The following is an 18,976-nucleotide window of genomic DNA, read 5'->3' on the forward strand; positions in this document are numbered from 1 at the left end:
TGTGCTCAATTGTTCTGTGCTCAATTATAAAAGTGGTGCGATTGGAAGTGGCATGGAAGCTACTGTAGATAAATTGGGATTTACCGTAGATAACAGGCGGATTACCGTAGATAAAATGCTGTTTACCGTTGATAAATCGGCATTTACCGTAGATAACCTTCTTCAGGGGACCTCCAACTGAGCTGCAAAGCACGATATAACGCGTTACAGAAGCAGCACTTTTCAAAAAAACCTTCCCACATCCCAAAAACACACTATTTCACCCAAAAAACCCAATCAAAATGACAATTTTTAATGGTTTGCGGGCGGGAAGAGTATTGGTGCTTTCCTGGCAGATGGGTCGGACATCAAATAATAGAGTGGAGAAGGTTGATTGGAAACAGACTGGAAGCTACTGTAGATAAATTGGGATTTACCGTAGATAACAGGCGGATTACCGTTGATAAAATGCTGTTTACCGTTGATAAATCGGCGTTTACCGTAGATAACCTTCTTCAGGGGACCTCCAACTGAGCTGCAAAAGCACGATATAACGCGTTATAGAAGCAGCACTTTTCAAAAAAGTCTTCCCATATCCCAAAAACACACCATTTTACCCAAAAAACCCAATCAAAATGACAATTTTTAATGGTTTGCGGGCGGAATGGGGTTTTGAGGATTAGCATGCAGGAGAGCGTATTGTAAATTTTTTTATCAAAACGGTTGATTAGGAAAGAAAATGAACCTACATGCTAGAGTTATCTAGGGGAAAACAATTGATACAACTCAAAATAAACTTTAAAATACATATATTGGCACGATAAGAGGACAATCTAATTGTCTCTTCTATCAGAAACAATGAAGAACAACGGGGATAGGGTGGGTGGAAAGAATATGGAAAATAGGGCGGAATTGCTCAGTGAGCTGAAGGAAATTGAGAAATGGGAGAAGGATCAGAAGGGTCTCTGGTTTTGGGAGAAAATCGGCCGTCTGCCTTTCAAAATGCTCGATAAAGTAACACCAAAATTTTTGCAGGATAAGATTGGCGTGCTGCTCGATGAACTCGGCAGCTATATCCAAACAGGCGGGCAGTATCTATCTAGCGAAAAATCGGTATATCAATATGTCGGAAAAAAAACCGGAGTGCTTGTTAGAAATCGTACGGATTTACAGGGTATTTCTGTGGCGAAGATGAAGGAGCTTTCCGAGGATTTGGCCGGACAGCGGAAAGCGGCGGCAACAGTGCAAGGAGCAAGCACGGGGATTGGCGGTATTTTTACCCTTGCAATCGGTATTCCGGCCATCTTAGCTATTTCTCTGAAGACATTGCAGGAAATTGCCATCATCCACGGCTATGACCCGAGCGACAAGCAGGAAAGGGTATTTATCCTCAAGTGCCTGCAGTTTTCTTCTGCTGACATTGTCGGCAAGCAAGCAATTCTGAACGAGCTGTCGGAATATAGCAGCGGCGATTTAAAATCTCGGGAAGTTATTTCACAAATGCAAGGCTGGCGAGAAGTCGCGCTGTCTTATAAAGACTCTTTCGGTTGGAAAAAGCTGTTTCAAATGATTCCAGTCGCTGGTATTCTCTTCGGTGCGTTCGCGAATCGTTCGTTAATCAACGACCTTTCCGAAACAGGAATCAAGCTTTACCAAAAGCGGAAAATCATTGAGCGGCTTGAAACAGTCGTACCATGAGCAAGGAATTTGCAATGAAGCAGCATATAAAAGAGGCATTGGCAGCGGTTGAGAGAGAATTTGAAGTTAAAATACTGTATGCTTGGGGAACTGAAAGATAGTATAGCGGAACTATTGCGGCGAAAAATGGCCGGAAATGAGTTGGACTTGGAGCCTCGTTTAGGCATCCTCCATGATTTTATTGAAAAAGAAATTGCACATCTTGAGAACTATGTGAAAAGCACTGACAGTAGTATTCCCGACCCAACAGCAGAACTCGATGTGCAGTTCAGGGAAACGCTCCAAGAAGTTTGGGGATAAGTAAATGCTTAGAAATGCCACACTGTTTATAAAAAAATAAAATATAAGGCTGCCGGGAGAAACGCCTACTAATACCTATATTTCGTTTTTGATACCACCCTATTGCCAGAATCAAATATAAGGTAAGTATTCTCGATAGAGACATTCCTAAGCAGTAGTTTAGGAATGTCTTTTTTCTACCTTTAGAAATAGTGGTAACTCTTTACATTTAAGGGAAACGCGTCTATAATTGGGCGTGGAACTTGTACGGACAAGTTGTTGTTTTTTTTAATGTTGAAACTTTACCATAGCCACGCTGTACAGAACGATGACCATATCAATCCGAAAAGCGCGTCCTTGCAAGTAAATAAATCCATGGGAATGAAAGGACGAAGCGTTATTTCCAACACGATGATGGAGCACCTTTGCTGAAAGCAACCGGATCTGTGCAAATGGCAGCCGGGACGGAAATTGAAACCGTGGAAGTCATTTACGCACCAATGATAGACTTCAAGATTGTGGCAGGCATTTAATTTTTACATCATGCTAGTGTAAAAGCGTATAAGGAAAGGTGTTGGATATGCGCGATAAAATACTCGGAACGCTTTACGGCATGGCAATTGGCGATGCGATGGGAATGCCCTCAGAATTATGGGGACGGCGGAGGATCAAGCAATACTTCGGAAAAATCGAGACGTTCCTCGACGGGCCAGAAGACAACATCATCGCGAAAAATTATAAAAAAGGGCAATTTACCGACGATACATCACAGGCGCTCATCATTCTTGATGCCCTCATGGAAACCGGCTTTGTTCCGGATTCGGCTGTCATCGCAAGGCGGCTGCTCGAATGGGCGGAACGCATGGATGCCTTTGATAAAGAAATATTGGGACCAAGCTCGAAAGCGGCCCTCGGTGCCATCAAGCAAGGAAAGGACCCTTCGCCATTTACGAAGAAAGCAGAAACAAATGGATCTGCCATGCGGATTGCACCAATTGGCTGCCTGTTTTCAAGCGACAGAAAAGCTGAGCTTGTAGAGTATGTATATAACATCAGCAAGGTGACGCATCAAACAGAAGCGGCCATCACAGGAGCCGCGATGGTTGCAGGTGCTGTCAGTTCCGCAATAGAGGACAAAGGCTGGGATGAAATAATGGCGGATGCCATGGAGATTTCCGACATCGCCTTTGGTTGCGGGGAGGAAACGTTCAGCGCAAGCATTCCCGAACGGCTGAAACTCGGACTTCAATTTGCCCGTGACCTTGAGGGAGACGAAATCGCCTTCATTGAAAAAGTGTATAACGTCATCGGCTCAGGAGTGCTTGCATGTGAATCCGTTCCTGCCGCTCTTTCCATCGCTTATTTTGCAAAAGAGCCGGAGCGGTGCAGCCTTCTATGCGCAAACATGGGCGGCGATACGGATACGATTGGCGCAATGGCCACAGCAATTTGCGGCGCAAAAGCAGGTATTGGAACGCTTCGCCTCGAATGGATTAGGACAATAGATGAAAGCAACGAGATTGATTTTGAACCTTATGTGAATGCGATCATGAATGCCAGGAAAGGATTGTAAAACAGGGGGGGTTTCAAGTGGAGATCAAGCGCTCATCAGTATTTTTGCCTAACACCGAAAGAATAGGAAAACCAAAGGAACTGTTTACGATTTGGTTTGCCAGTAATATTGGAATCATGGGTGTTGTATACGGGGCGATCATTGTCGCGTACCAGCTTAGCTTCCTGCAATCGATCCTGGCGGCAGCGTCCGGAGCGCTTTCCTTCGCGCTAGTCGGCTATCTCAGCCTTGCCGGCCGGGATTCCGGAGCGACGACATTCGTGCTGTCGAGGGCAGCCTTTGGCTCAAGAGGGAACTATATACCAACATCCATAGGCTGGCTGAATCTTGTCGGCTGGCTCGCTGTCAATGTCGTGACAGGGACGCTGATCTTGCTGACCCTTTTCGCTTCGTTCGGCATTGGCCAAACGAAAACCCTCACCCTTCTTTCCCTGTTTGTGTTTGCGGGATTAATCCTTGTTTCCAGCTTGTTTGGTCAAGGAACTCTTGTGAAAATCCAGACATTCTTCTCCTATGTTTTTGGCGCTTTAACCTTATTTGTCCTAATGATTCTCATCCCGAAAACGGATTGGGCACAGCTTTTACAGATGGATAATGGGGACTGGCTTTCCGGCTTTTTACCGGCAGTATCAATTATCGCCGCTGGGACAGGCATCAGCTGGGCGATTGCAGCAGCGGATTACAGCTGCTATCAAAATCCAGAAAATTCCCCTAAATCAATTTTCTCAAGTGTAACATTTGGCGCGTTTATCCCTTTATTTGTTATCATGGGTGTTGGAGTGCTGATGAGCACATCGGTTCCGAATCTCGCGAGCTCCGCGAATCCGATTCAGGCAATCAGCAAAGCGCTGCCTTCATGAGTAATGGTACTTTACTACATTACCGCACTGGGCGGAATTTTACCTCAATGCATTATCAGCCTGAAATCTGCGAGAGTGAATTTGGAAACGCTGAATATTAAGGTAAATGATTCGAAGGCAATTCTCATCCATGCTGCTTTCATGATTCTCATCCCAATTTACATTCTCTTCGTATCAGAGGACTTTCTCGGAAACTTTCAAATGTTCCTTAGTTTGCTTGGAATTGGATTGGCAGCGTGGGCAGCTGCTTTCATGATGGATTATATCCTGATTAGAAGGGATGCTGGTTATGAAGAACGCCTCCTTACTGATGACACGTATAACGGGGTGAACGTAAAAGGTGTTCTCAGCTGGATTTTAGGTGTAGCAGTCGGCCTCCTTTTTACAAGTTCTCCATTTTTCAACGGACCGTTCGCAACAGGGATTTTTGAAGGGAACAGCATGGGACTATTTTTGACCTTTATCGTAAGCGCGGCTGTTTTTTACTTTTTAACAGTAGCGGTGAAAAAGGATTTCAAAATGGATAATAAAAAAGGAACAGAGGTTTAAGCATGATGGAACAGGCTTATCATACATTTCAGTCAGCGATGAAACAGAAGAAAGTGTTAGTGCTGGGCGCCGCGATTGTGGATATGATTGTTGGTGTGGAACGTCTTCCGAAAAGCGGGGAGGATGTATCCGCCAAGGTTTTGGAGACGCTCGTGGGCGGCTGTGCCTACAACGTATCCGCAGCGCTTAAGCACCTGGAAATTAATCATGACTTGGCTGCGCCAATCGGAAAAGGGAAGTTTGCCGATACCATCGCCAAACAGCTTGAAAAAGACGGGATTCCCATCGTAATCAGGGACGAAAGCGAAGACAATGGCTGGTGTTTGTCTACAGTGGAAAGCGGGGGTGAACGATCTTTCATTACTATAGCGGGCCTTGAAACCCGCTGGAAGCAAGAGTGGTTCGACCTCCTACCAATAGAGTCTTATGACATCATCTATGTGAACGGCTATGAAATAGAAGCATCCGGAGAGCTCATCCTCCAAGCGCTGGAAAGAAAAAACGAACTGTGCAAGCTGCTGTTTGATCCAAGCCCGCGCGCTGCATTCATTCCGGACGATGTGCTGGATAAACTTCTATCCATGGGGACGATTGTACACTGCAACAAACCTGAGCTCGTAGCGCTGACGAAATCGGAAGATCCGCGTGAAGGTCTGCTCGCTATTCACGAAAAAACAAAAGAACCTGTCGCAGTGACACTCGGCAAGGACGGCTGCGCCTATTATAATGGAAAAGAACTAAAACATATTCCTGTGAAAAAAGTAGATATCGTCGACACCATCGGAGCCGGCGACTCTCATACAGCAGGCTTCATTGCAGGCATTACCGCAGGCATGTCCCTCCGGGGCTGCTGTGCTCTCGGAAACCATATGGCAAGTCTCGTCGTTCAGCAGCAGGGCGGGAAAATGTAATGCTTGCTCATCTGCTGAAAAAAACGAAGCTTCAGTGAAATGCCGTTGAAAAACCCCCAGTTTTTCATTCCTGGGGGTTCGCTATTACATTTTACAAAAGAGCCGCCTACCAAATATAAGCCCCTTCACATGTATTAGGCTGCGGTTCATAATAGCAATGCTTTTTAAATTGTCCTGCTATTGGTTGGTCGTACCATGTGGGAGGACACGCAGCATACGGATTGAAATACCATAACGAATGCTTGGAAGGGTGCTGTCGCCAGTAATCCAGGTTTTGCTTCGCTAATCTTTTCTCAACACTCCTTGCTCTGTTATAAAAGACATTGCCTTTCTGAACTGCTTCGAAAGAATAATTTCCTCCTTGGACTTGGTATATCACTTGCGGTACTGTCCTTAAATTCCTAAAGTCCAGGCAATTGGCTTTTAGGCGATTTACAATAACATTGCCAACCATAAGCATTCCGAGCCTGCCTTCCCCTTCTGCTTCCGCCCTCATCATTCTTGCCATTAAAGAGACATCTTTGTCGGTATATTTTACTCTCGGCATTATTATCACCTCTAAAAGAAGTGTATGAAGAATTTTACGGAAAATGTTAACTGATACACTTCATCGAAAAAAATATGAGTCATATCGACGCATGCCTCCTCTTCACCGAAGATAGATGATAAATCCTAGCACAAAAAAACTATTCTAATATCATTGTAAACAGTATGACATACGTTGGTATGATAGGTTCATACAGTAAGGTAAACTAGCAATACCTGCAAATTAATGCATGAATAAATAAACAACTCCAGATAATCTCCACTTTATAATTATATCCACAAAATTCCATATAAAAAAACCATAATTGGTTTTTCAAAATAGAATTATTTGACACAAAACTGTATGATTTCATATCTTTTCCTGTAAAAATGAGAGCTATAATTGGGGTATAAAAGGTAAGGAGTGATTAGAATGTCTGATAGAGCAAAGAAACTAGGTTTATTCTCGTTAATAGCACTAGTAATAAGCTCCTCCATCGGCGCAGGAATCTTTGGCATTTCCTCTGACCTCGCTTCTGGTGCAGCTCCTGGACCAGCGCTTGTAGCATGGGCCATCGTGGGCGTGGGCATCTTGATGTTATCGTTATCATTCAACAACCTTCTTTTGAAAAAACCTGAACTTAACGGTATTTTCAGCTATGCTGAAGAAGGGTTCGGGAAGTTTGGCGGCTTCATATCCGGCTGGGGTTACTGGCTGTCTGCTTGGCTTGGAAACGTTGCTTTCGCGACCATGTTAATGAGCACGCTTTCATACTTCTTTCCTGTATTCGGCAATGGACAGAATATACCTTCCATCATTGGCGCAAGTATTTTAATGTGGGCTCTCACCTTCTTTGTCAACAGAGGGGTGGAAGAAGCAGCAGTCATTAATACAATTGTTACCTTATTCAAATTGATTCCAATTTTCCTTTTTATCGTTATTGGCATCATTGCATTTAAAGTAGATTTGTTCACTGCGAACTTCTGGGGCGGCGTCTCCAAGAATTTCACGATGGCAGATGTGTTTACTCAAATAAAAAGCTGTATGATGGTTATGATGTGGGTATTCGTCGGGGTAGAAGGCGCCTCCATGCTGTCCTCTCGTGCGGAAAAGAAATCGGATGCTGGTAAAGCAACCGTACTAGGACTTATTGGTCTTTTAACCATTTACATACTGGCGTCTATCGTCCCTTATGGCCTTATGTCCCAAAAAGAACTGACAGGTCTAGCAACGCCATCCATGGCCTATATTTTTGAAGATATTGTTGGTCCTTGGGGCGCTACTTTCATTAACTTTGGTCTCATCATTTCTATTCTTGGTTCTTGGTTAAGCTGGACAATGCTTCCTGCTGAAACAACACTGCTGATGGCAAAAGCAAAACTGCTGCCGGAAATTTTCGGAAGAGTCAATAAAGCAGGCTCGCCTACATTCTCTCTTATGCTGACAGCAGGCTTGACTCAATTGTTCATCTTTACCTTCTTATTCACTGATAAAGCTTACAATTTCGCATACTCTCTCTGTACCGCGTCTATCCTGATCTGCTACTTGTTTGTAGGTCTTTATCAGACGAAGCTTTCTTACAAGAACAGAGGTCAAGCTGGTGAAGGCAAACAGATGGCTATCGGTATCATCGCAGCGGTATTCCAGCTGTGGGCAATCTTGGCTTCCGGAATTTCGTACACTTTGCTAGTCTTTATTGCTTACATTCCGGGTATCATATTCTTTGTAATGGCAAGGAAGGAAAACGGCGAGAAGAAGCTGATGACGAAGAATGAACTCGTGTTCGCTTCTCTGATCGTTATCGGTACCGTTTATGTTATCACCCAATTGGTACTTGGCAATATTACGGTATAAAATTTTACCATATCCATCGTCGAAAAGAGGTTTCCGAAATAATGAAGATCGCTAATTTTGGTGTTGAAGAATGGTTGAACGTTTGGGAAAATGACGCTATTTATGATATTGCAGGCAGTTCGATCGCCTCGTTCTCACTAGAGGAAATTATCAGGATTGACGGAACGACTTCAACGGAATTTTTCGATGGGCTGCTGCACAAAAAAATGAACTATGGCTGGATCGAGGGGTCCCCAGAGTTCAAGACGGCAGTGAGCAAGCTCTATAAGAATGTTCCTGCGGATAACATCCTGCAGACAAACGGCGCAACCGGCGCGAACCTTTTGGCTCTTTACGCTTTGATCGAGCCGAATGATCATGTCATTGCGATGCATCCAAGCTATCAGCAATTATATGATATTCCTAGGTCATTTGGTGCGGAAGTCGATTTATGGGAAATCGACGAAGAGCATGAGTGGGTTCCGGATTTGGAAGAGCTGAAAAAGCTAATCCGTCCGAATACCAAAATGATTTGCTTGAACAATGCGAATAACCCTACAGGCACAATCCTAGAAGATGACTTTATGAAAGAGATCATTAAGATTGCGGAAAGCGTCGGCGCCTACATTCTTGTAGACGAAGTGTACAAGCCGCTCGATCCGAATGTCAAAGTAACTTCTATCGTCGACCTGTATGACAAGGGAATCTCGACAAACAGCCTTTCCAAAACATACTCAGTGCCTGGCATCCGTGTCGGCTGGACAGCAAGCAACAAGGAGTTGGCAGACATTTTCCGCAAATACCGAGACTACACCATGATTTGCGCAGGCGTCTTCGATGACTATCTTGCGGTCCATATCCTGAAAAACAAAGAGCGCATTCTGGAAAGGAACAAGAAAATCGTCAGTACAAATCTTGAAATTCTAAAGGAATGGGTAGATAACGAGCCGCGCGTTTCGCTCGTTTGTCCGAAACATGTGTCCACTTCCTTCATTAAATTGGACATTCCTGTGGAAATCGAACAGTTTTGTATCGATATCCTAAAAGACAAAGGCGTTCTCCTCGTACCAGGAAACCGCTTTGATGTCCCAGGACATGCCCGTCTCGGCTACTGCACCCAAACTGAAGTATTGAAGAACGGCTTGAGAGAGCTTTCCGCATACCTAAGACAGTTTGATATGTAATGTGATACCGACATGGCCCGGATTTTCCGGGCTTTTTTTTGTGCTGAGCAGTTATGAAAGCGAGGTGCTTCTATTCAACTATAGAACTAGTTATGAAAAAGACTTTAACTTCTCTTCTAAATGGTATAATTGGAACATATTGTTTGTATTTAACCGGGGAGTGAGGTTGTTGAGGAAAGCTCATGTTTTTTTACTTTTAAGTCTGATTTTAGCAACAATACTTGGAATATTTGGTCAGGATATTGCTTATTTTATAAATGGGAATATTAGGGAGATAAACCCTATATCCTATTTGACTGGAATAACTATGGCAAGCATTCTCTTATATTTAATTGCTGCTTTATTAACGTTTATCTTCACTAAAAAGCAAATGATTAGAAAGGGTAATATGGGTGTATATCTCCTTGCAATTTGTTTGATAGGTGCACCGACTTCCCTTTGGTCATTATTTGTTTTGATAATGTGGCGGGGTTAATGCAGGAATGATGAGCCCAATCATTCCTTATTCGAGCAAGGAGATTTTGATTGATAGCTTTATTTTCTAAATGATCAGTACGTGTCGGACCATATAAAAAGGTTAATGGGTACCCAGTTAAAGTAAAACGAGGAGCCCAAGAAAAACATATTCTTAATACTCCAAATTATAAACAAGAATTAGCAATAGGATACTATGGTATTCGGGGATGATTATAACGATTTAGGTCTTTTTGATATGTGTGGTTATCCGATTGCGATGGGAAATGCGGTGGAAGAGTTAAAAAATAAGGCGATGATTACAACGGAAACCAATGATGAAGACGGTGTAGCAGTTGTATTGGAAAATTACCTACGGAGGAACATTAAATGAAAAAAAACATGCTGCTCATCTTATTGTTTCTTTTTGCCTTGGCTGGCTGCGGAGGGGCGAATGATGACTCAAAAGAAAGGGAAGCGGAAGAAAGAGAAGATATAAAACAGTATGTTGGGAAAGCAAAATTCATCATCAAGACTGCTAATCATGAGGTGAAATTTAAAACAAAAATTTCTACTTTTGCTGCGGAGGATCCGTTTCTTCTCGATACGGAAGATTTTCAACAAATGATGATTGACAGTTCCTTGGACCTGGAACAGCTAGCAAAAGAGATAAAGGATCTTGACTATAAAACGGATAAACTTGATGACCTGGATGAGGTGATGTACAGGATGGCGGACGAACTTGAATACATTGCTTCGCACTATCCTGATGCCACAAATAATAATGATGCCAAAATGTTAACTTATGTGGATGAATCGGTTGAAAAATTTAAGGGGCTTTCGGCTGATGCTTCCAAAAAAATTGAGCAATTGACAAATCATATAGAAGCAAGCCCTGCTCCATAATAATGGATAAGGGCTTATTGATTTTCCAATAGTTGCGCTTCATCTGGTCTCACTCGCTTGCTAACTCAATCTCTGCTAATCTCATAATCCGTGACTTTTTCTTTGTCATCCAACCAAATGACCAGCCATTCACTATCAATCCTTATAAAACCTCGCTCAGGGCCTAAATAATATACAATGTTGTTTGGTTCTTTGTAGTATGCATTTTCTTCAACTTTTCCCAAAAGGTCCACTATTTCTGCTTTGGTCATGCCTTTTAAGTTTTCTTCAGCAAGCAGATGATCCACCATATCCACTCTTTTATCGGGATTTTTCAACCATTTCTCTTGGTCAAATTTATCTGGTAAAAGTGAAAAGAAAATGATGCCAGCCAAAGATATACCGGTGGCCAATAAAACTAGTAAAACTCTTAATTTGGTCATATAAAATGCTCCTAAATGATTGATGACTTTACGAAGTAATGAAGAGTAGAAACCTAATAATAGCCACACTGAGAAAAGTAGTGCCAATAATATTGCTATCTGTCCTTTACTTTTTTAAAGATGAGAAGCCCAGGGATTCCAATACCTAATCAAAAAAACAATTTTAACGCCAATAGGATGGACACTAGCTGTTGAAGGCATTCCTTTTATACAACTTCTTATATTGTAGTAACATTAATAATCTGTAAAATAATTCTAGAAATGTTATGATTAATTAAAATAAGATATGAAGTAGGTAGAATGGAATCTAATTATGTATAAACGACTATTTTCTTTATTTTCTGTTTTTTTTATTTTGATGATTTTATTTTTGCCATTAATTTTGGTAGATATATTCATTGTTCATCTTTTGGGAGGATATTATTCCAAGTGGATATATTTGATACTATTCTTGGTTGTATTTTATATTGTTGACTTGGTCTTAAGTATCTTTATTGATAGCTTGTTAAAATTCATTAGTGATATTAGTTTTATAACAACAATAATTGGTAAGAAGTTGATTTCTGCCACCTTTGACTTTTTAAGTAGCATGATTGTTATTAATCTTCTTGATTGGCTTTTTAATACAGTCAACCTTTCCGTTGGAATAAAAATGCTAATAGTATTTATACACACACTAGTAGTGTTTTTAATTAATAGTTCTCAAACGGGTGAAAAGGAACTAGTCGATAGTGATCAAAATTTAAATCCTACTATTGAATATGAGATCAGCTACCTTTTACAAAAAGAAGATATGGTTACATGTATTAATCTGATAAAAGAAAAATATCCGGATATCCCTAAAACGAAAATCATAAACACTGTTCGGAAGATTAATAGGGAAAATAAACTTAGCTAATACATTTTCCTAAATTCCAAGCTAGTCCTTGGTGAATGGTTACTCATGACGACGCGAACCTCTATAATCCACCCTACAGAACATCATATTTGGTGTTCTCTTTTTTAAATACTTTTTCAATAGCAATTCTGTCATAGTCTAAAACCCAGTTATTATATCCACTATAAATGTCGCTTATGGCGGCAGGTGAGCTTGCCAACAAATCACAACCTCGATCATCGTAGACGTGAAAGATGGTTTTTCGGTTGATATTAATGAAATACACTCGATGGGAAAATCGCGGTCTTATACCTAAGTCTTGATTGCAAATTGCTTTTAACAATGGCACGTATCGAAAATCGGAAGTTTTGCATTTTAGTGAAAATCTGTGTGTTTTATAGGTACCTTCTTCGTCATCTTCTGGAAAAATATAAGGCAAAGCTTGATGCTTCAATTTATACAATAAAGACTTTTTAACAAAGGGGGAGAAATTCTTTAACTGATGCGTTAAATTTCTCCCTTTATCAAAATCATTAACATCAATAACAACAAAAATATCTTCTGTTGGAGAATGCAGGGCATCAAACAAGGTGATTGCCCTTTTATGGCATCCCAATATATAGGGGCGGTCAGGATAACTATTTTCACTCGTCCAATCTACCCCAAGCTCAAAACGAATTCCAATATCCCAGCTATAAAACAATGGTGGCCGAAGCTCTAAATTAGGATAATATTCGTGCATAAAGTCATTTAACTGCATTTCCACACCTCAGATCTCTGGCCGAGTCTGTCAATCAGCCAGTGCTATGTATATCTCGATTTTTCCATTAGGATAATACTTTTCAAAATCGTAAGTGTATGCTCTTTTCAATGTACATGAGTCCTCGCATTCCCATATCTTTTTCCAAACGTTTATAATGCCTGTTTCTTCTGCTGTGTCCACATGGAAGACTTCATATGCTGCGTTATCTGGCAGATCCAATGAAGGCTCGCCATTGCTGTCTTCGGTAGCAATGCTTAATGTGTAATCACCTTTGTAGTCACTTTCGTAATCATGATAGACTCCGTAAACAACGTTCTCTTGATTAATGCGAGAAGAAGTCTGCTGCCACAACCTTGTAATCTTTTCTAGCAAAAGTGGATCATTGAAATTATTCGTTCGTACGCTATTGATTATTGTTAATTTCATAAAATCTATCACTCCAAACTAAATTTATTTAATGTGTAAATAACTTCCTTATTATACCATTAAAGTGTATTGCATTTTTACGATTAGAAAAAATAACAAACGACACGGTGAATCCAGGCACTCAATTAATGAAAAAAGCCAGATAGAACCATCCATCTGACTTTTTCTGTGTTGGGATTAAAGAGAACGCTCTGGCATTAGTTGCTTGGAAATAGATGTATAGAATTTGAGTTCGTTTATTAATAGGTCCATGTTGGTTTTAGCAGGTTCTAACAGCTCACCTTGTTCCGTCATATTGCCAGGATCTAATGCGAGCTGCTTTGATAATACATTTGCATAAAGGGCACGTGCTACAGTCCTTACACTGTTCAGCGCATTAATCCCGCCTTTTCCGCCGCCGCATACCGCAAGGAGAGCGACAGGCTTATGGATAAAATAGCTATTATCAATAAAATCCAATGCGTTTTTTAATGCGCCGCTCATGGATCCATGATATTCAGGAGTAGCAAGAATAATGGCATCTGCAGATTTGATTGCATCAAGCGCTTTTTGTACATCAGTATGATTACGAGTTTCTTCTTCGCCATTAAAAATCGGCAGTGTTAATTCGCTTAAATCGAGCAAGTTTGTTTGATAGTTTTGGCTCATCCACTTTGTCAATTTTGTCGTTCTGCCAAGCTTCCTTGGACTTCCGTTTATGACTAGTAAGTTCATATTATTTTCCCCTTAAATGATGATGTGTTAGTAAAACTTTCCCTTAGATGTTATCATAATATTCATAAATATTACAGCAATGGAAATTCCGTCTTTAAAAGTGGGGATGTATGACTTTCACAATATGGAATAAGGATGTAAATGAGAGTTGATTTAGGGATCTTTTTATGGTTTGTCCTCATAAACCAATAGGCTTCTTTATGAAGAAGGGAGAATGTGCTTTGAACTTAAAACATGAGAAACAGGTGAATTCAGAAATAGCGGGTAAAACCTCATCGACGAAAGGTTGGGGCTATGTTGCAGCTTTTGCGCTGCTGCCGTATGCGATATTAAAATCGCTTTGGGCATGGGGATTGACGATAGGACTAACAACAGACCAAGCTGTACAAGAGGTAGCGGGGTTTGGTGAAAGATTAAACGAAGGATCTGCTTTTCTATATAAGTTATATACCATCGGAATAGACTTCACAGCAGTCTTGGCGATTCTGGCATCACTATTTGCACTAGCTCTCGTGACTTCCTGGGGAGAGAAACTGCCAAAATGGCTATTGATCATACCAGGGTGGTCAGTTGGAGTGTTGACCATTCTCATTAGCTTGTTGACAGTTCTTCAATTTTTAGGAGTGCTTCCAAAAGGGTACAGCGAAGGATTAGCACCATGGGTTTATGTGGTGACGTACGGCGGATTGTTCTTGTGGGGAGTAACCGTCTTTATAGCCACTCTGTCGTTCCAGCAGCGTATGAAAAACAAACAGTCTCTCAACAATGGGTAATCCGCTTTGAATGCTCAACACCCGCGCTAATAGGGAAGTCCGAGAACATTTCAGGTGTTCTCTTTTTTTGTGCTCTCACCCTGTCCTTTTCGCCCATAAAACCATATATATAGGGTGAAAGGAGGTGAGGGACATGGCAATGGCACTCTTGAAGGGGACAAGCATCAGGCTGAATTTTGAAGCTGGCATGAATGCGGAAGGCAAGGTGATCGTGAAGGGCAAGACTTACGGCAACGTGAACAAAGACGCGACCGCTACGCAAATCCAGCAGGCAGCACTAGCACTTTCCAGCCTTAGCGCTTACCCGCTAATCACCGTTGAACGCAACGACAGCCTGGAAATCGTTTAATGAAAGCCGTCACTAAAAGAGGGAGGAGGTGAAAATCATGGCAAAAGTGTTGGAACTTCAATTCGTCACGAACCTTGGCAAGAACGTCAAGCTTTCCGTCGACAATCCGAAGGAGCCGGTTGACCCGGCAGTGGTGAAGCAGGCGATGGAGCAAATCATCGCAGCTAACGCATTCCTGACAAAAGGCGGATCGCTCGCCTCAGTCGGCGAAGCGCGCGTTGTAGAACGAAACGTCACACCGTACGAACTAGCATAATGCACACAGCCGGTTGCCAGCGCGGGGCCGGCTTTCTTCTATAAAAAAATAAGCATGGAGAGGAGGAAGGAAAAGTGGACCAGCATATTATTGTTTTGTGCAAGTAGAAAATGAATAGATGTGCAACGGAAGTACAGAGAAATGTACTTTGCACGTAGACTCTACGGGTATGATTCCAAAACCAAGAAGCCAGCTTTATCTAGGGCTGGCTTTGTTTCAATCGCTATCACACCGTCTCTCTATATAAAGTAGGCCTTATGCAGATTCTCTGCAACATTGTATATCTTTCATGTTACAAAAAAGCCTTTGTTTTCTTTTTCAAAAGCTTTAGTTGGCGGTTTGCTGTATCTTCCCTGTTGTTGAATTTCGGTTATGATAGATTCGGTCTTTCATAGAGAGTGTCCATTGAAAATGGCCATATCACAACCAAGTATGCTGTCAAATTCTTTCCCAACTAACATATTAATAGTTTTATTATATTGCTCTCTTCTAATCTTATTTTTCGCTCTAATCATCTGGCGACGGCGTTCCAGTGTATTCCACCTCAGGATTCTTGCCGCCTTTGTCATACGAGATGGCAACTGTTACTTTTTCTGATGGCTTATCTTTATAGTGGCCTGTAACCCAACAACTGCCTCCGCCAACCGCTGTCGTAAACTCCACTTTGTCTGGGACGAGCGTCCTGCCTTCTTCTTCGTGAATATATTCTACTGCAACTTGCTTTACTTTTTTTATGATCTCAGGATTGTCGCTATCGGTTTTGCCGCATCCGACAATTAGAATAGATAAAGTCAGAGAGAGTAAGATCAAAAGTTTTTTCACCAAAATCTTTAACCCCATTTCTTGAATTTTCCATATATTCCTATTATATTAAATAGAGGGAGGTTATGCAAGATGAACAAGATAAGTCCAGTCAAGGATAAAACCTATCATAAAATGAGTGATGCCGCATACTCAGAAGATGACATTAACATTAACTTGAAGTATAAATCAGGCAAAGAAGAATGGGAAGTAATTCATGGACTTGAGACATCCAATCCTTATACTGGCTTTGATTCAAAGGTTTATCAGGATAAGAACGGAAATATCATTATTGCCTATCGTGGTACAGAGGGTAGTGGAACACTTCCTCGGAAAATAAAAGACATCGCGACAGACATGAAATATATTGCAGCAAAACAAACTCCTTTTAACGTTAACATGGATAATCAATTTATTGACGCTTTAAAGTTAGTTGCAGAGGTGAAGAAAAAATATCCCAAAGCGAAGATTTCCACTACCGGTCATTCATTGGGTGGAGCACTGGCTGCATTTGTTGCAGCTTTTCATGATTGGAATGCGGTCACGTTCAGTGCGCCTAGTGTTATTGATATCCTTCCGCCTTTTTTGAAGAATAGAGCATTAGCTGGTGAGTTTGATGAAACCATCATTAACTACATTCACCCTAAAGACTCCATAGGGGCAGGAGCTTTTGGACCTTATCCCCATCACATTGGCTCTACTTATATGATTGGCGCAAGATTTGTAATTGAGAATTCGGATTACAAATCTTTCATAGAAATGGTCCATTCTTTACCGGTGATTTCAAAAATGGCCATATCCAATTCATGTGTGCTATCGAATTTTTTCCCGATTAACGCATTCATAGTATGTTCCATTTTATTCATTCCTCTCTTATTTTTCATCCTCTTCCTCTTTGGATGGTGTTCCTGTATGCAACACTTTAAACTTTTCTCCACCTTTGTCATAGGACATCCCAACCACTACTTCTTCGGATGGTTTGTCCTTGTAATGACCGGTAACCCAGCATGCTCTCGCGCCCACCCCTGTGCTAAAATCAATTTCTTTCGGAACAAGGGTCCGGCCCTCTTCTATTTGAATATACTCAACCGCCACTTGCTTTGCCTTTTTAATAAGCTCAGGATCTTCACTATCTTTTTTTCCACAACCGACAAGAAAAATAAAAAAAGTAATAGTTAGCAAGATAAGCATTTTTTTCAAAAGCTTTAACCTCGTTTCTTGAATTTTCCATCTATTCCTATTATATTGGATAGGGGGAGGTTATGCCAAATCGCATCTTAGTTTCCTTTTCTTTTGACATTGGATACCATCGCTTAGAAATTTTTAATTTACCCTTTTTCTATATAGAATAGAATACTGGGTAGTTGTTTTTATTCGTAAATTAGGGGAGTTAAAAAAATGAAAAAGCCTTATTTCCTTACTGTTATTCTAGCCTTTACGTTAGCTTTGGGAGCAGTGGAATTTTCTGTTTTTGAGGGTTGGAAGTATTCCCTTTACTCTTTGATGGAAGCGCTGATTCTTGTTCCAATTGGGATGTTGGTTATATCCCTTGCTGTTGGGGGGATTGGTCAGTTTGCTAAAAAATAGATAACAGGATATTTTCCTTTTTGATCCAGGCAAACTATTCGTTAGAATCGAGAACATCTCAGGTGTTCTCTCTTTTTTTTTGCGCTCTCACCTTGTTCTTTCGCCCATAAAACCATATATAGGGTGAAAGGAGGTGAGGGACATGGCAATGGCACTCTTGAAGGGGACAAGCATCAGGCTGATATTTAATCATGCCAAAAGTGTTGGAACTTCAATTCGTCACGAACCTTGGCAAGAACGTCAAGCTTTCCGTCGACAATCCGAAGGAGCCGGTTGACCCGGCAGCGGTGAAGCAGGCGATGGAGCAGATCATCGCAGCTAACGCATTCCTGACAAAAGGCGGATCGCTCGCCTCAGTCGGCGAAGCGCGCATCGTCGAGCGAAACGTCACTCCGTACGAACTAGCATAATGCACACAGCCGGTTGCCAGCGCGGGGCCGGCTTTCTTCTATAAAAAAATAAGCATGGAGAGGAGGAAGGAAAAGCATGGGAGTATCCATCAAACAAGCCATCCCGATGGTAAGGGATAGCTTGTTTTGTGGAAACGACAAATTTAGCAAATTTTTTGGATTAGCTCGATGGAGTTATTCTTTGGCGAGTTGACCAATGACGAGACTTCGTATGCTTCCATTCTGTTATGATCAAGTGGAAGCAATAATTGCGACAATGCTTTAGCATCTGAATTCTCTGGGTTCAGCCATGTTTGTTCATCCTCCGGCTTTAAGATGACCGGCATGCGGTCATGAATTCCTGCCATTAATTCGTTGGGAGTGGTGGTAATCACCGAGCAGGAGTAGATCGATTTTCCCTCGGGGGATTTCCATTGCTCCCACAGACCGGCCATCGCAAACAAATTCTCTCCCTTTAATGTTATTCGCATTGGTGTTTTCGTTTTGTCCTCGTTTCGCCTCCACTCGTAAAAGCTGTCGGCAATAATGAGACAGCGTTTCTTTTGAAAGGCTTTGCGAAAACTTGGCTTTTCCGCAATCGTTTCGGCGCGAGCGTTGATCATTTTATAGCCAATCGACTTATCCTTGGCCCACGGCGGAATCAGGCCCCACTTCAAAAACCCCAAACGGTTCGCTTTCCCATCGTTAATAATAGCTAATACCGATTGGGATGGAGCAATATTGTAACTCGGGGAATAGATTTCTTCCTCCAGAAAAGCCTGAGCATCAAAACGGTCAAGAATTTCGTCCATCGACGCAGTCAATGTAAAACGCCCGCACATCATGATCACCTCGCGAAATTATTTTT

At 41.7% G+C, this 18,976-nt stretch carries 25 protein-coding genes and 1 pseudogene; 19 read left to right on the forward strand and 7 right to left on the reverse strand.

Annotated features, from left to right (window positions below; genetic code table 11):
* Positions 1-52: 52 nt before the first annotated feature.
* From BQ5796_RS18625 to BQ5796_RS00460, 7 genes and pseudogenes are all read left to right on the forward strand, one after another.
* Positions 53-181 carry a hypothetical protein gene (locus BQ5796_RS18625; protein ID WP_282956845.1) on the forward strand — a complete coding sequence of 43 codons (129 nt, stop codon included), beginning with the start codon at positions 53-55 and terminating at the stop codon, positions 179-181.
* Positions 182-369: 188 nt separating this feature from the next.
* The gene (locus BQ5796_RS17995; RefSeq protein WP_159430963.1) at positions 370-513 is read left to right on the forward strand and encodes a hypothetical protein; all 144 of its coding nucleotides are present in this window, start codon (positions 370-372) and stop codon (positions 511-513) included.
* A gap of 360 nt (positions 514-873) precedes the next feature.
* Entirely contained in the window at positions 874-1,677 is an 804-nt protein-coding gene (locus BQ5796_RS00440; protein WP_071461081.1) for an EcsC family protein, read from the forward strand.
* 48 nt (positions 1,678-1,725) lie between these two features.
* Positions 1,726-1,977 carry a DNA polymerase beta superfamily protein gene (locus BQ5796_RS00445; RefSeq protein ID WP_071458469.1) on the forward strand — a complete coding sequence of 84 codons (252 nt, stop codon included), beginning with the start codon at positions 1,726-1,728 and terminating at the stop codon, positions 1,975-1,977.
* A gap of 559 nt (positions 1,978-2,536) precedes the next feature.
* Positions 2,537-3,529, forward strand: a complete 993-nt coding sequence (locus BQ5796_RS00450; RefSeq protein WP_071458470.1) for an ADP-ribosylglycohydrolase family protein — start codon at positions 2,537-2,539, stop codon at positions 3,527-3,529.
* A 17-nt stretch (positions 3,530-3,546) separates the two neighbouring features.
* Positions 3,547-4,938 (forward strand): annotated as a pseudogene (locus tag BQ5796_RS00455) (purine-cytosine permease family protein).
* Positions 4,939-4,940: 2 nt separating this feature from the next.
* Positions 4,941-5,849: a PfkB family carbohydrate kinase gene (locus BQ5796_RS00460; RefSeq protein ID WP_234969281.1), complete on the forward strand. Its 909-nt coding sequence runs from the start codon at positions 4,941-4,943 to the stop codon at positions 5,847-5,849.
* Positions 5,850-5,955: 106 nt separating this feature from the next.
* Here BQ5796_RS00460 and BQ5796_RS00465 read toward each other — a convergent pair whose 3' ends face one another.
* Positions 5,956-6,396 carry a cell wall hydrolase gene (locus BQ5796_RS00465; protein WP_071458471.1) on the reverse strand — a complete coding sequence of 147 codons (441 nt, stop codon included), beginning with the start codon at positions 6,394-6,396 and terminating at the stop codon, positions 5,956-5,958.
* A 411-nt stretch (positions 6,397-6,807) separates the two neighbouring features.
* Here BQ5796_RS00465 and arcD point away from each other — a divergent pair, with 411 nt between their 5' ends.
* The 5 genes from arcD (at position 6,808) to BQ5796_RS00485 (ending at position 10,751) form a co-directional block, all read left to right on the forward strand.
* On the forward strand, positions 6,808-8,229 hold the full coding sequence (arcD, locus tag BQ5796_RS00470; protein WP_071458472.1) for an arginine-ornithine antiporter: 1,422 nt from the start codon (positions 6,808-6,810) through the stop codon (positions 8,227-8,229).
* Between the two features lie 41 nt (positions 8,230-8,270).
* Positions 8,271-9,392, forward strand: coding sequence for an aminotransferase (locus tag BQ5796_RS00475; protein WP_071458473.1), 1,122 nt, complete (start codon positions 8,271-8,273; stop codon positions 9,390-9,392).
* A gap of 169 nt (positions 9,393-9,561) precedes the next feature.
* Positions 9,562-9,867 carry a hypothetical protein gene (locus tag BQ5796_RS00480; protein WP_071458474.1) on the forward strand — a complete coding sequence of 102 codons (306 nt, stop codon included), beginning with the start codon at positions 9,562-9,564 and terminating at the stop codon, positions 9,865-9,867.
* A 195-nt stretch (positions 9,868-10,062) separates the two neighbouring features.
* Positions 10,063-10,239, forward strand: a complete 177-nt coding sequence (locus BQ5796_RS17205; protein ID WP_083413001.1) for an HAD family hydrolase — start codon at positions 10,063-10,065, stop codon at positions 10,237-10,239.
* On the forward strand, positions 10,236-10,751 hold the full coding sequence (locus tag BQ5796_RS00485; RefSeq protein WP_071458475.1) for a hypothetical protein: 516 nt from the start codon (positions 10,236-10,238) through the stop codon (positions 10,749-10,751). Before BQ5796_RS17205 ends, BQ5796_RS00485 begins: the two co-directional genes overlap by 4 nt.
* A gap of 65 nt (positions 10,752-10,816) precedes the next feature.
* Here BQ5796_RS00485 and BQ5796_RS00490 read toward each other — a convergent pair whose 3' ends face one another.
* A complete protein-coding gene (locus tag BQ5796_RS00490; RefSeq protein WP_071458476.1) occupies positions 10,817-11,173 on the reverse strand; it encodes a hypothetical protein in 357 nt (118 codons plus the stop codon).
* A 313-nt stretch (positions 11,174-11,486) separates the two neighbouring features.
* Between BQ5796_RS00490 and BQ5796_RS00495 the strand changes: the two genes are divergently transcribed.
* Positions 11,487-12,071 carry a hypothetical protein gene (locus tag BQ5796_RS00495; protein WP_071458477.1) on the forward strand — a complete coding sequence of 195 codons (585 nt, stop codon included), beginning with the start codon at positions 11,487-11,489 and terminating at the stop codon, positions 12,069-12,071.
* A 73-nt stretch (positions 12,072-12,144) separates the two neighbouring features.
* Here BQ5796_RS00495 and BQ5796_RS00500 read toward each other — a convergent pair whose 3' ends face one another.
* The 3 genes from BQ5796_RS00500 to BQ5796_RS00510 all read right to left on the reverse strand — a co-directional run bounded on the left by BQ5796_RS00500 (position 12,145) and on the right by BQ5796_RS00510 (position 13,953).
* The gene (locus BQ5796_RS00500) at positions 12,145-12,810 is read right to left on the reverse strand and encodes a DUF3885 domain-containing protein (protein ID WP_234969360.1); all 666 of its coding nucleotides are present in this window, start codon (positions 12,808-12,810) and stop codon (positions 12,145-12,147) included.
* A 30-nt stretch (positions 12,811-12,840) separates the two neighbouring features.
* On the reverse strand, positions 12,841-13,239 hold the full coding sequence (locus BQ5796_RS00505) for a GyrI-like domain-containing protein (protein WP_071458478.1): 399 nt from the start codon (positions 13,237-13,239) through the stop codon (positions 12,841-12,843).
* Between the two features lie 177 nt (positions 13,240-13,416).
* Positions 13,417-13,953 carry an NADPH-dependent FMN reductase gene (locus tag BQ5796_RS00510; RefSeq protein WP_071458479.1) on the reverse strand — a complete coding sequence of 179 codons (537 nt, stop codon included), beginning with the start codon at positions 13,951-13,953 and terminating at the stop codon, positions 13,417-13,419.
* 221 nt (positions 13,954-14,174) lie between these two features.
* Here BQ5796_RS00510 and BQ5796_RS00515 point away from each other — a divergent pair, with 221 nt between their 5' ends.
* The 3 genes from BQ5796_RS00515 (at position 14,175) to BQ5796_RS00525 (ending at position 15,331) form a co-directional block, all read left to right on the forward strand.
* Positions 14,175-14,726 (forward strand): hypothetical protein, encoded by a 552-nt coding sequence (locus BQ5796_RS00515; RefSeq protein ID WP_071461084.1) that lies wholly within the window; start codon positions 14,175-14,177, stop codon positions 14,724-14,726.
* Between the two features lie 133 nt (positions 14,727-14,859).
* Positions 14,860-15,075, forward strand: a complete 216-nt coding sequence (locus BQ5796_RS00520; RefSeq protein WP_071458480.1) for a DUF1659 domain-containing protein — start codon at positions 14,860-14,862, stop codon at positions 15,073-15,075.
* A 37-nt stretch (positions 15,076-15,112) separates the two neighbouring features.
* Complete coding sequence (locus BQ5796_RS00525; RefSeq protein ID WP_071458481.1) at positions 15,113-15,331, forward strand: DUF2922 domain-containing protein; 219 nt, start codon at positions 15,113-15,115, stop codon at positions 15,329-15,331.
* 507 nt (positions 15,332-15,838) lie between these two features.
* Here the strand turns inward: BQ5796_RS00525 and BQ5796_RS00530 are convergent.
* The gene (locus BQ5796_RS00530; protein ID WP_141769914.1) at positions 15,839-16,156 is read right to left on the reverse strand and encodes a hypothetical protein; all 318 of its coding nucleotides are present in this window, start codon (positions 16,154-16,156) and stop codon (positions 15,839-15,841) included.
* Between the two features lie 69 nt (positions 16,157-16,225).
* Here BQ5796_RS00530 and BQ5796_RS00535 point away from each other — a divergent pair, with 69 nt between their 5' ends.
* From BQ5796_RS00535 to BQ5796_RS00545, 3 genes are all read left to right on the forward strand, one after another.
* Positions 16,226-17,311 carry a Tle-like phospholipase domain-containing protein gene (locus BQ5796_RS00535; RefSeq protein WP_071458483.1) on the forward strand — a complete coding sequence of 362 codons (1,086 nt, stop codon included), beginning with the start codon at positions 16,226-16,228 and terminating at the stop codon, positions 17,309-17,311.
* Positions 17,312-17,530: 219 nt separating this feature from the next.
* Entirely contained in the window at positions 17,531-17,719 is a 189-nt protein-coding gene (locus tag BQ5796_RS00540; RefSeq protein ID WP_071458484.1) for a hypothetical protein, read from the forward strand.
* Positions 17,720-17,910: 191 nt separating this feature from the next.
* Entirely contained in the window at positions 17,911-18,129 is a 219-nt protein-coding gene (locus tag BQ5796_RS00545) for a DUF2922 domain-containing protein (RefSeq protein ID WP_071458485.1), read from the forward strand.
* A gap of 143 nt (positions 18,130-18,272) precedes the next feature.
* Here the strand turns inward: BQ5796_RS00545 and BQ5796_RS00550 are convergent, their stop codons facing one another.
* A complete protein-coding gene (locus BQ5796_RS00550) occupies positions 18,273-18,950 on the reverse strand; it encodes an SOS response-associated peptidase (RefSeq protein ID WP_071458486.1) in 678 nt (225 codons plus the stop codon).
* Positions 18,951-18,976 lie beyond the last annotated feature (26 nt).

The organism is Bacillus massilinigeriensis (assembly GCF_900111815.1).
GTDB classification, from domain to species: Bacteria; Bacillota; Bacilli; order Bacillales; family Cytobacillaceae; genus Mesobacillus_C; species Mesobacillus_C mediterraneensis.

What these genes read in the sequence shown, in the direction of transcription:
- BQ5796_RS18625 (WP_282956845.1), top strand. Translation starts at nt 53, where the DNA reads ATGGAAGCTACTGTAGATAAATTGGGATTTACCGTAGATAACAGGCGG.
- BQ5796_RS00440 (WP_071461081.1), top strand. Translation starts at nt 874, where the DNA reads ATGGAAAATAGGGCGGAATTGCTCAGTGAGCTGAAGGAAATTGAGAAA.
- BQ5796_RS00450 (WP_071458470.1), top strand. Translation starts at nt 2,537, where the DNA reads ATGCGCGATAAAATACTCGGAACGCTTTACGGCATGGCAATTGGCGAT.
- BQ5796_RS00460 (WP_234969281.1), top strand. Translation starts at nt 4,941, where the DNA reads ATGATGGAACAGGCTTATCATACATTTCAGTCAGCGATGAAACAGAAG.
- BQ5796_RS00465 (WP_071458471.1), bottom strand. Translation starts at nt 6,396, where the DNA reads ATGCCGAGAGTAAAATATACCGACAAAGATGTCTCTTTAATGGCAAGA.
- arcD (WP_071458472.1), top strand. Translation starts at nt 6,808, where the DNA reads ATGTCTGATAGAGCAAAGAAACTAGGTTTATTCTCGTTAATAGCACTA.
- BQ5796_RS00475 (WP_071458473.1), top strand. Translation starts at nt 8,271, where the DNA reads ATGAAGATCGCTAATTTTGGTGTTGAAGAATGGTTGAACGTTTGGGAA.
- BQ5796_RS17205 (WP_083413001.1), top strand. Translation starts at nt 10,063, where the DNA reads ATGGTATTCGGGGATGATTATAACGATTTAGGTCTTTTTGATATGTGT.
- BQ5796_RS00485 (WP_071458475.1), top strand. Translation starts at nt 10,236, where the DNA reads ATGAAAAAAAACATGCTGCTCATCTTATTGTTTCTTTTTGCCTTGGCT.
- BQ5796_RS00490 (WP_071458476.1), bottom strand. Translation starts at nt 11,173, where the DNA reads ATGACCAAATTAAGAGTTTTACTAGTTTTATTGGCCACCGGTATATCT.
- BQ5796_RS00495 (WP_071458477.1), top strand. Translation starts at nt 11,487, where the DNA reads ATGTATAAACGACTATTTTCTTTATTTTCTGTTTTTTTTATTTTGATG.
- BQ5796_RS00500 (WP_234969360.1), bottom strand. Translation starts at nt 12,810, where the DNA reads ATGCAGTTAAATGACTTTATGCACGAATATTATCCTAATTTAGAGCTT.
- BQ5796_RS00505 (WP_071458478.1), bottom strand. Translation starts at nt 13,239, where the DNA reads ATGAAATTAACAATAATCAATAGCGTACGAACGAATAATTTCAATGAT.
- BQ5796_RS00510 (WP_071458479.1), bottom strand. Translation starts at nt 13,953, where the DNA reads ATGAACTTACTAGTCATAAACGGAAGTCCAAGGAAGCTTGGCAGAACG.
- BQ5796_RS00520 (WP_071458480.1), top strand. Translation starts at nt 14,860, where the DNA reads ATGGCAATGGCACTCTTGAAGGGGACAAGCATCAGGCTGAATTTTGAA.
- BQ5796_RS00525 (WP_071458481.1), top strand. Translation starts at nt 15,113, where the DNA reads ATGGCAAAAGTGTTGGAACTTCAATTCGTCACGAACCTTGGCAAGAAC.
- BQ5796_RS00535 (WP_071458483.1), top strand. Translation starts at nt 16,226, where the DNA reads ATGAACAAGATAAGTCCAGTCAAGGATAAAACCTATCATAAAATGAGT.
- BQ5796_RS00540 (WP_071458484.1), top strand. Translation starts at nt 17,531, where the DNA reads ATGAAAAAGCCTTATTTCCTTACTGTTATTCTAGCCTTTACGTTAGCT.
- BQ5796_RS00545 (WP_071458485.1), top strand. Translation starts at nt 17,911, where the DNA reads ATGCCAAAAGTGTTGGAACTTCAATTCGTCACGAACCTTGGCAAGAAC.
- BQ5796_RS00550 (WP_071458486.1), bottom strand. Translation starts at nt 18,950, where the DNA reads ATGTGCGGGCGTTTTACATTGACTGCGTCGATGGACGAAATTCTTGAC.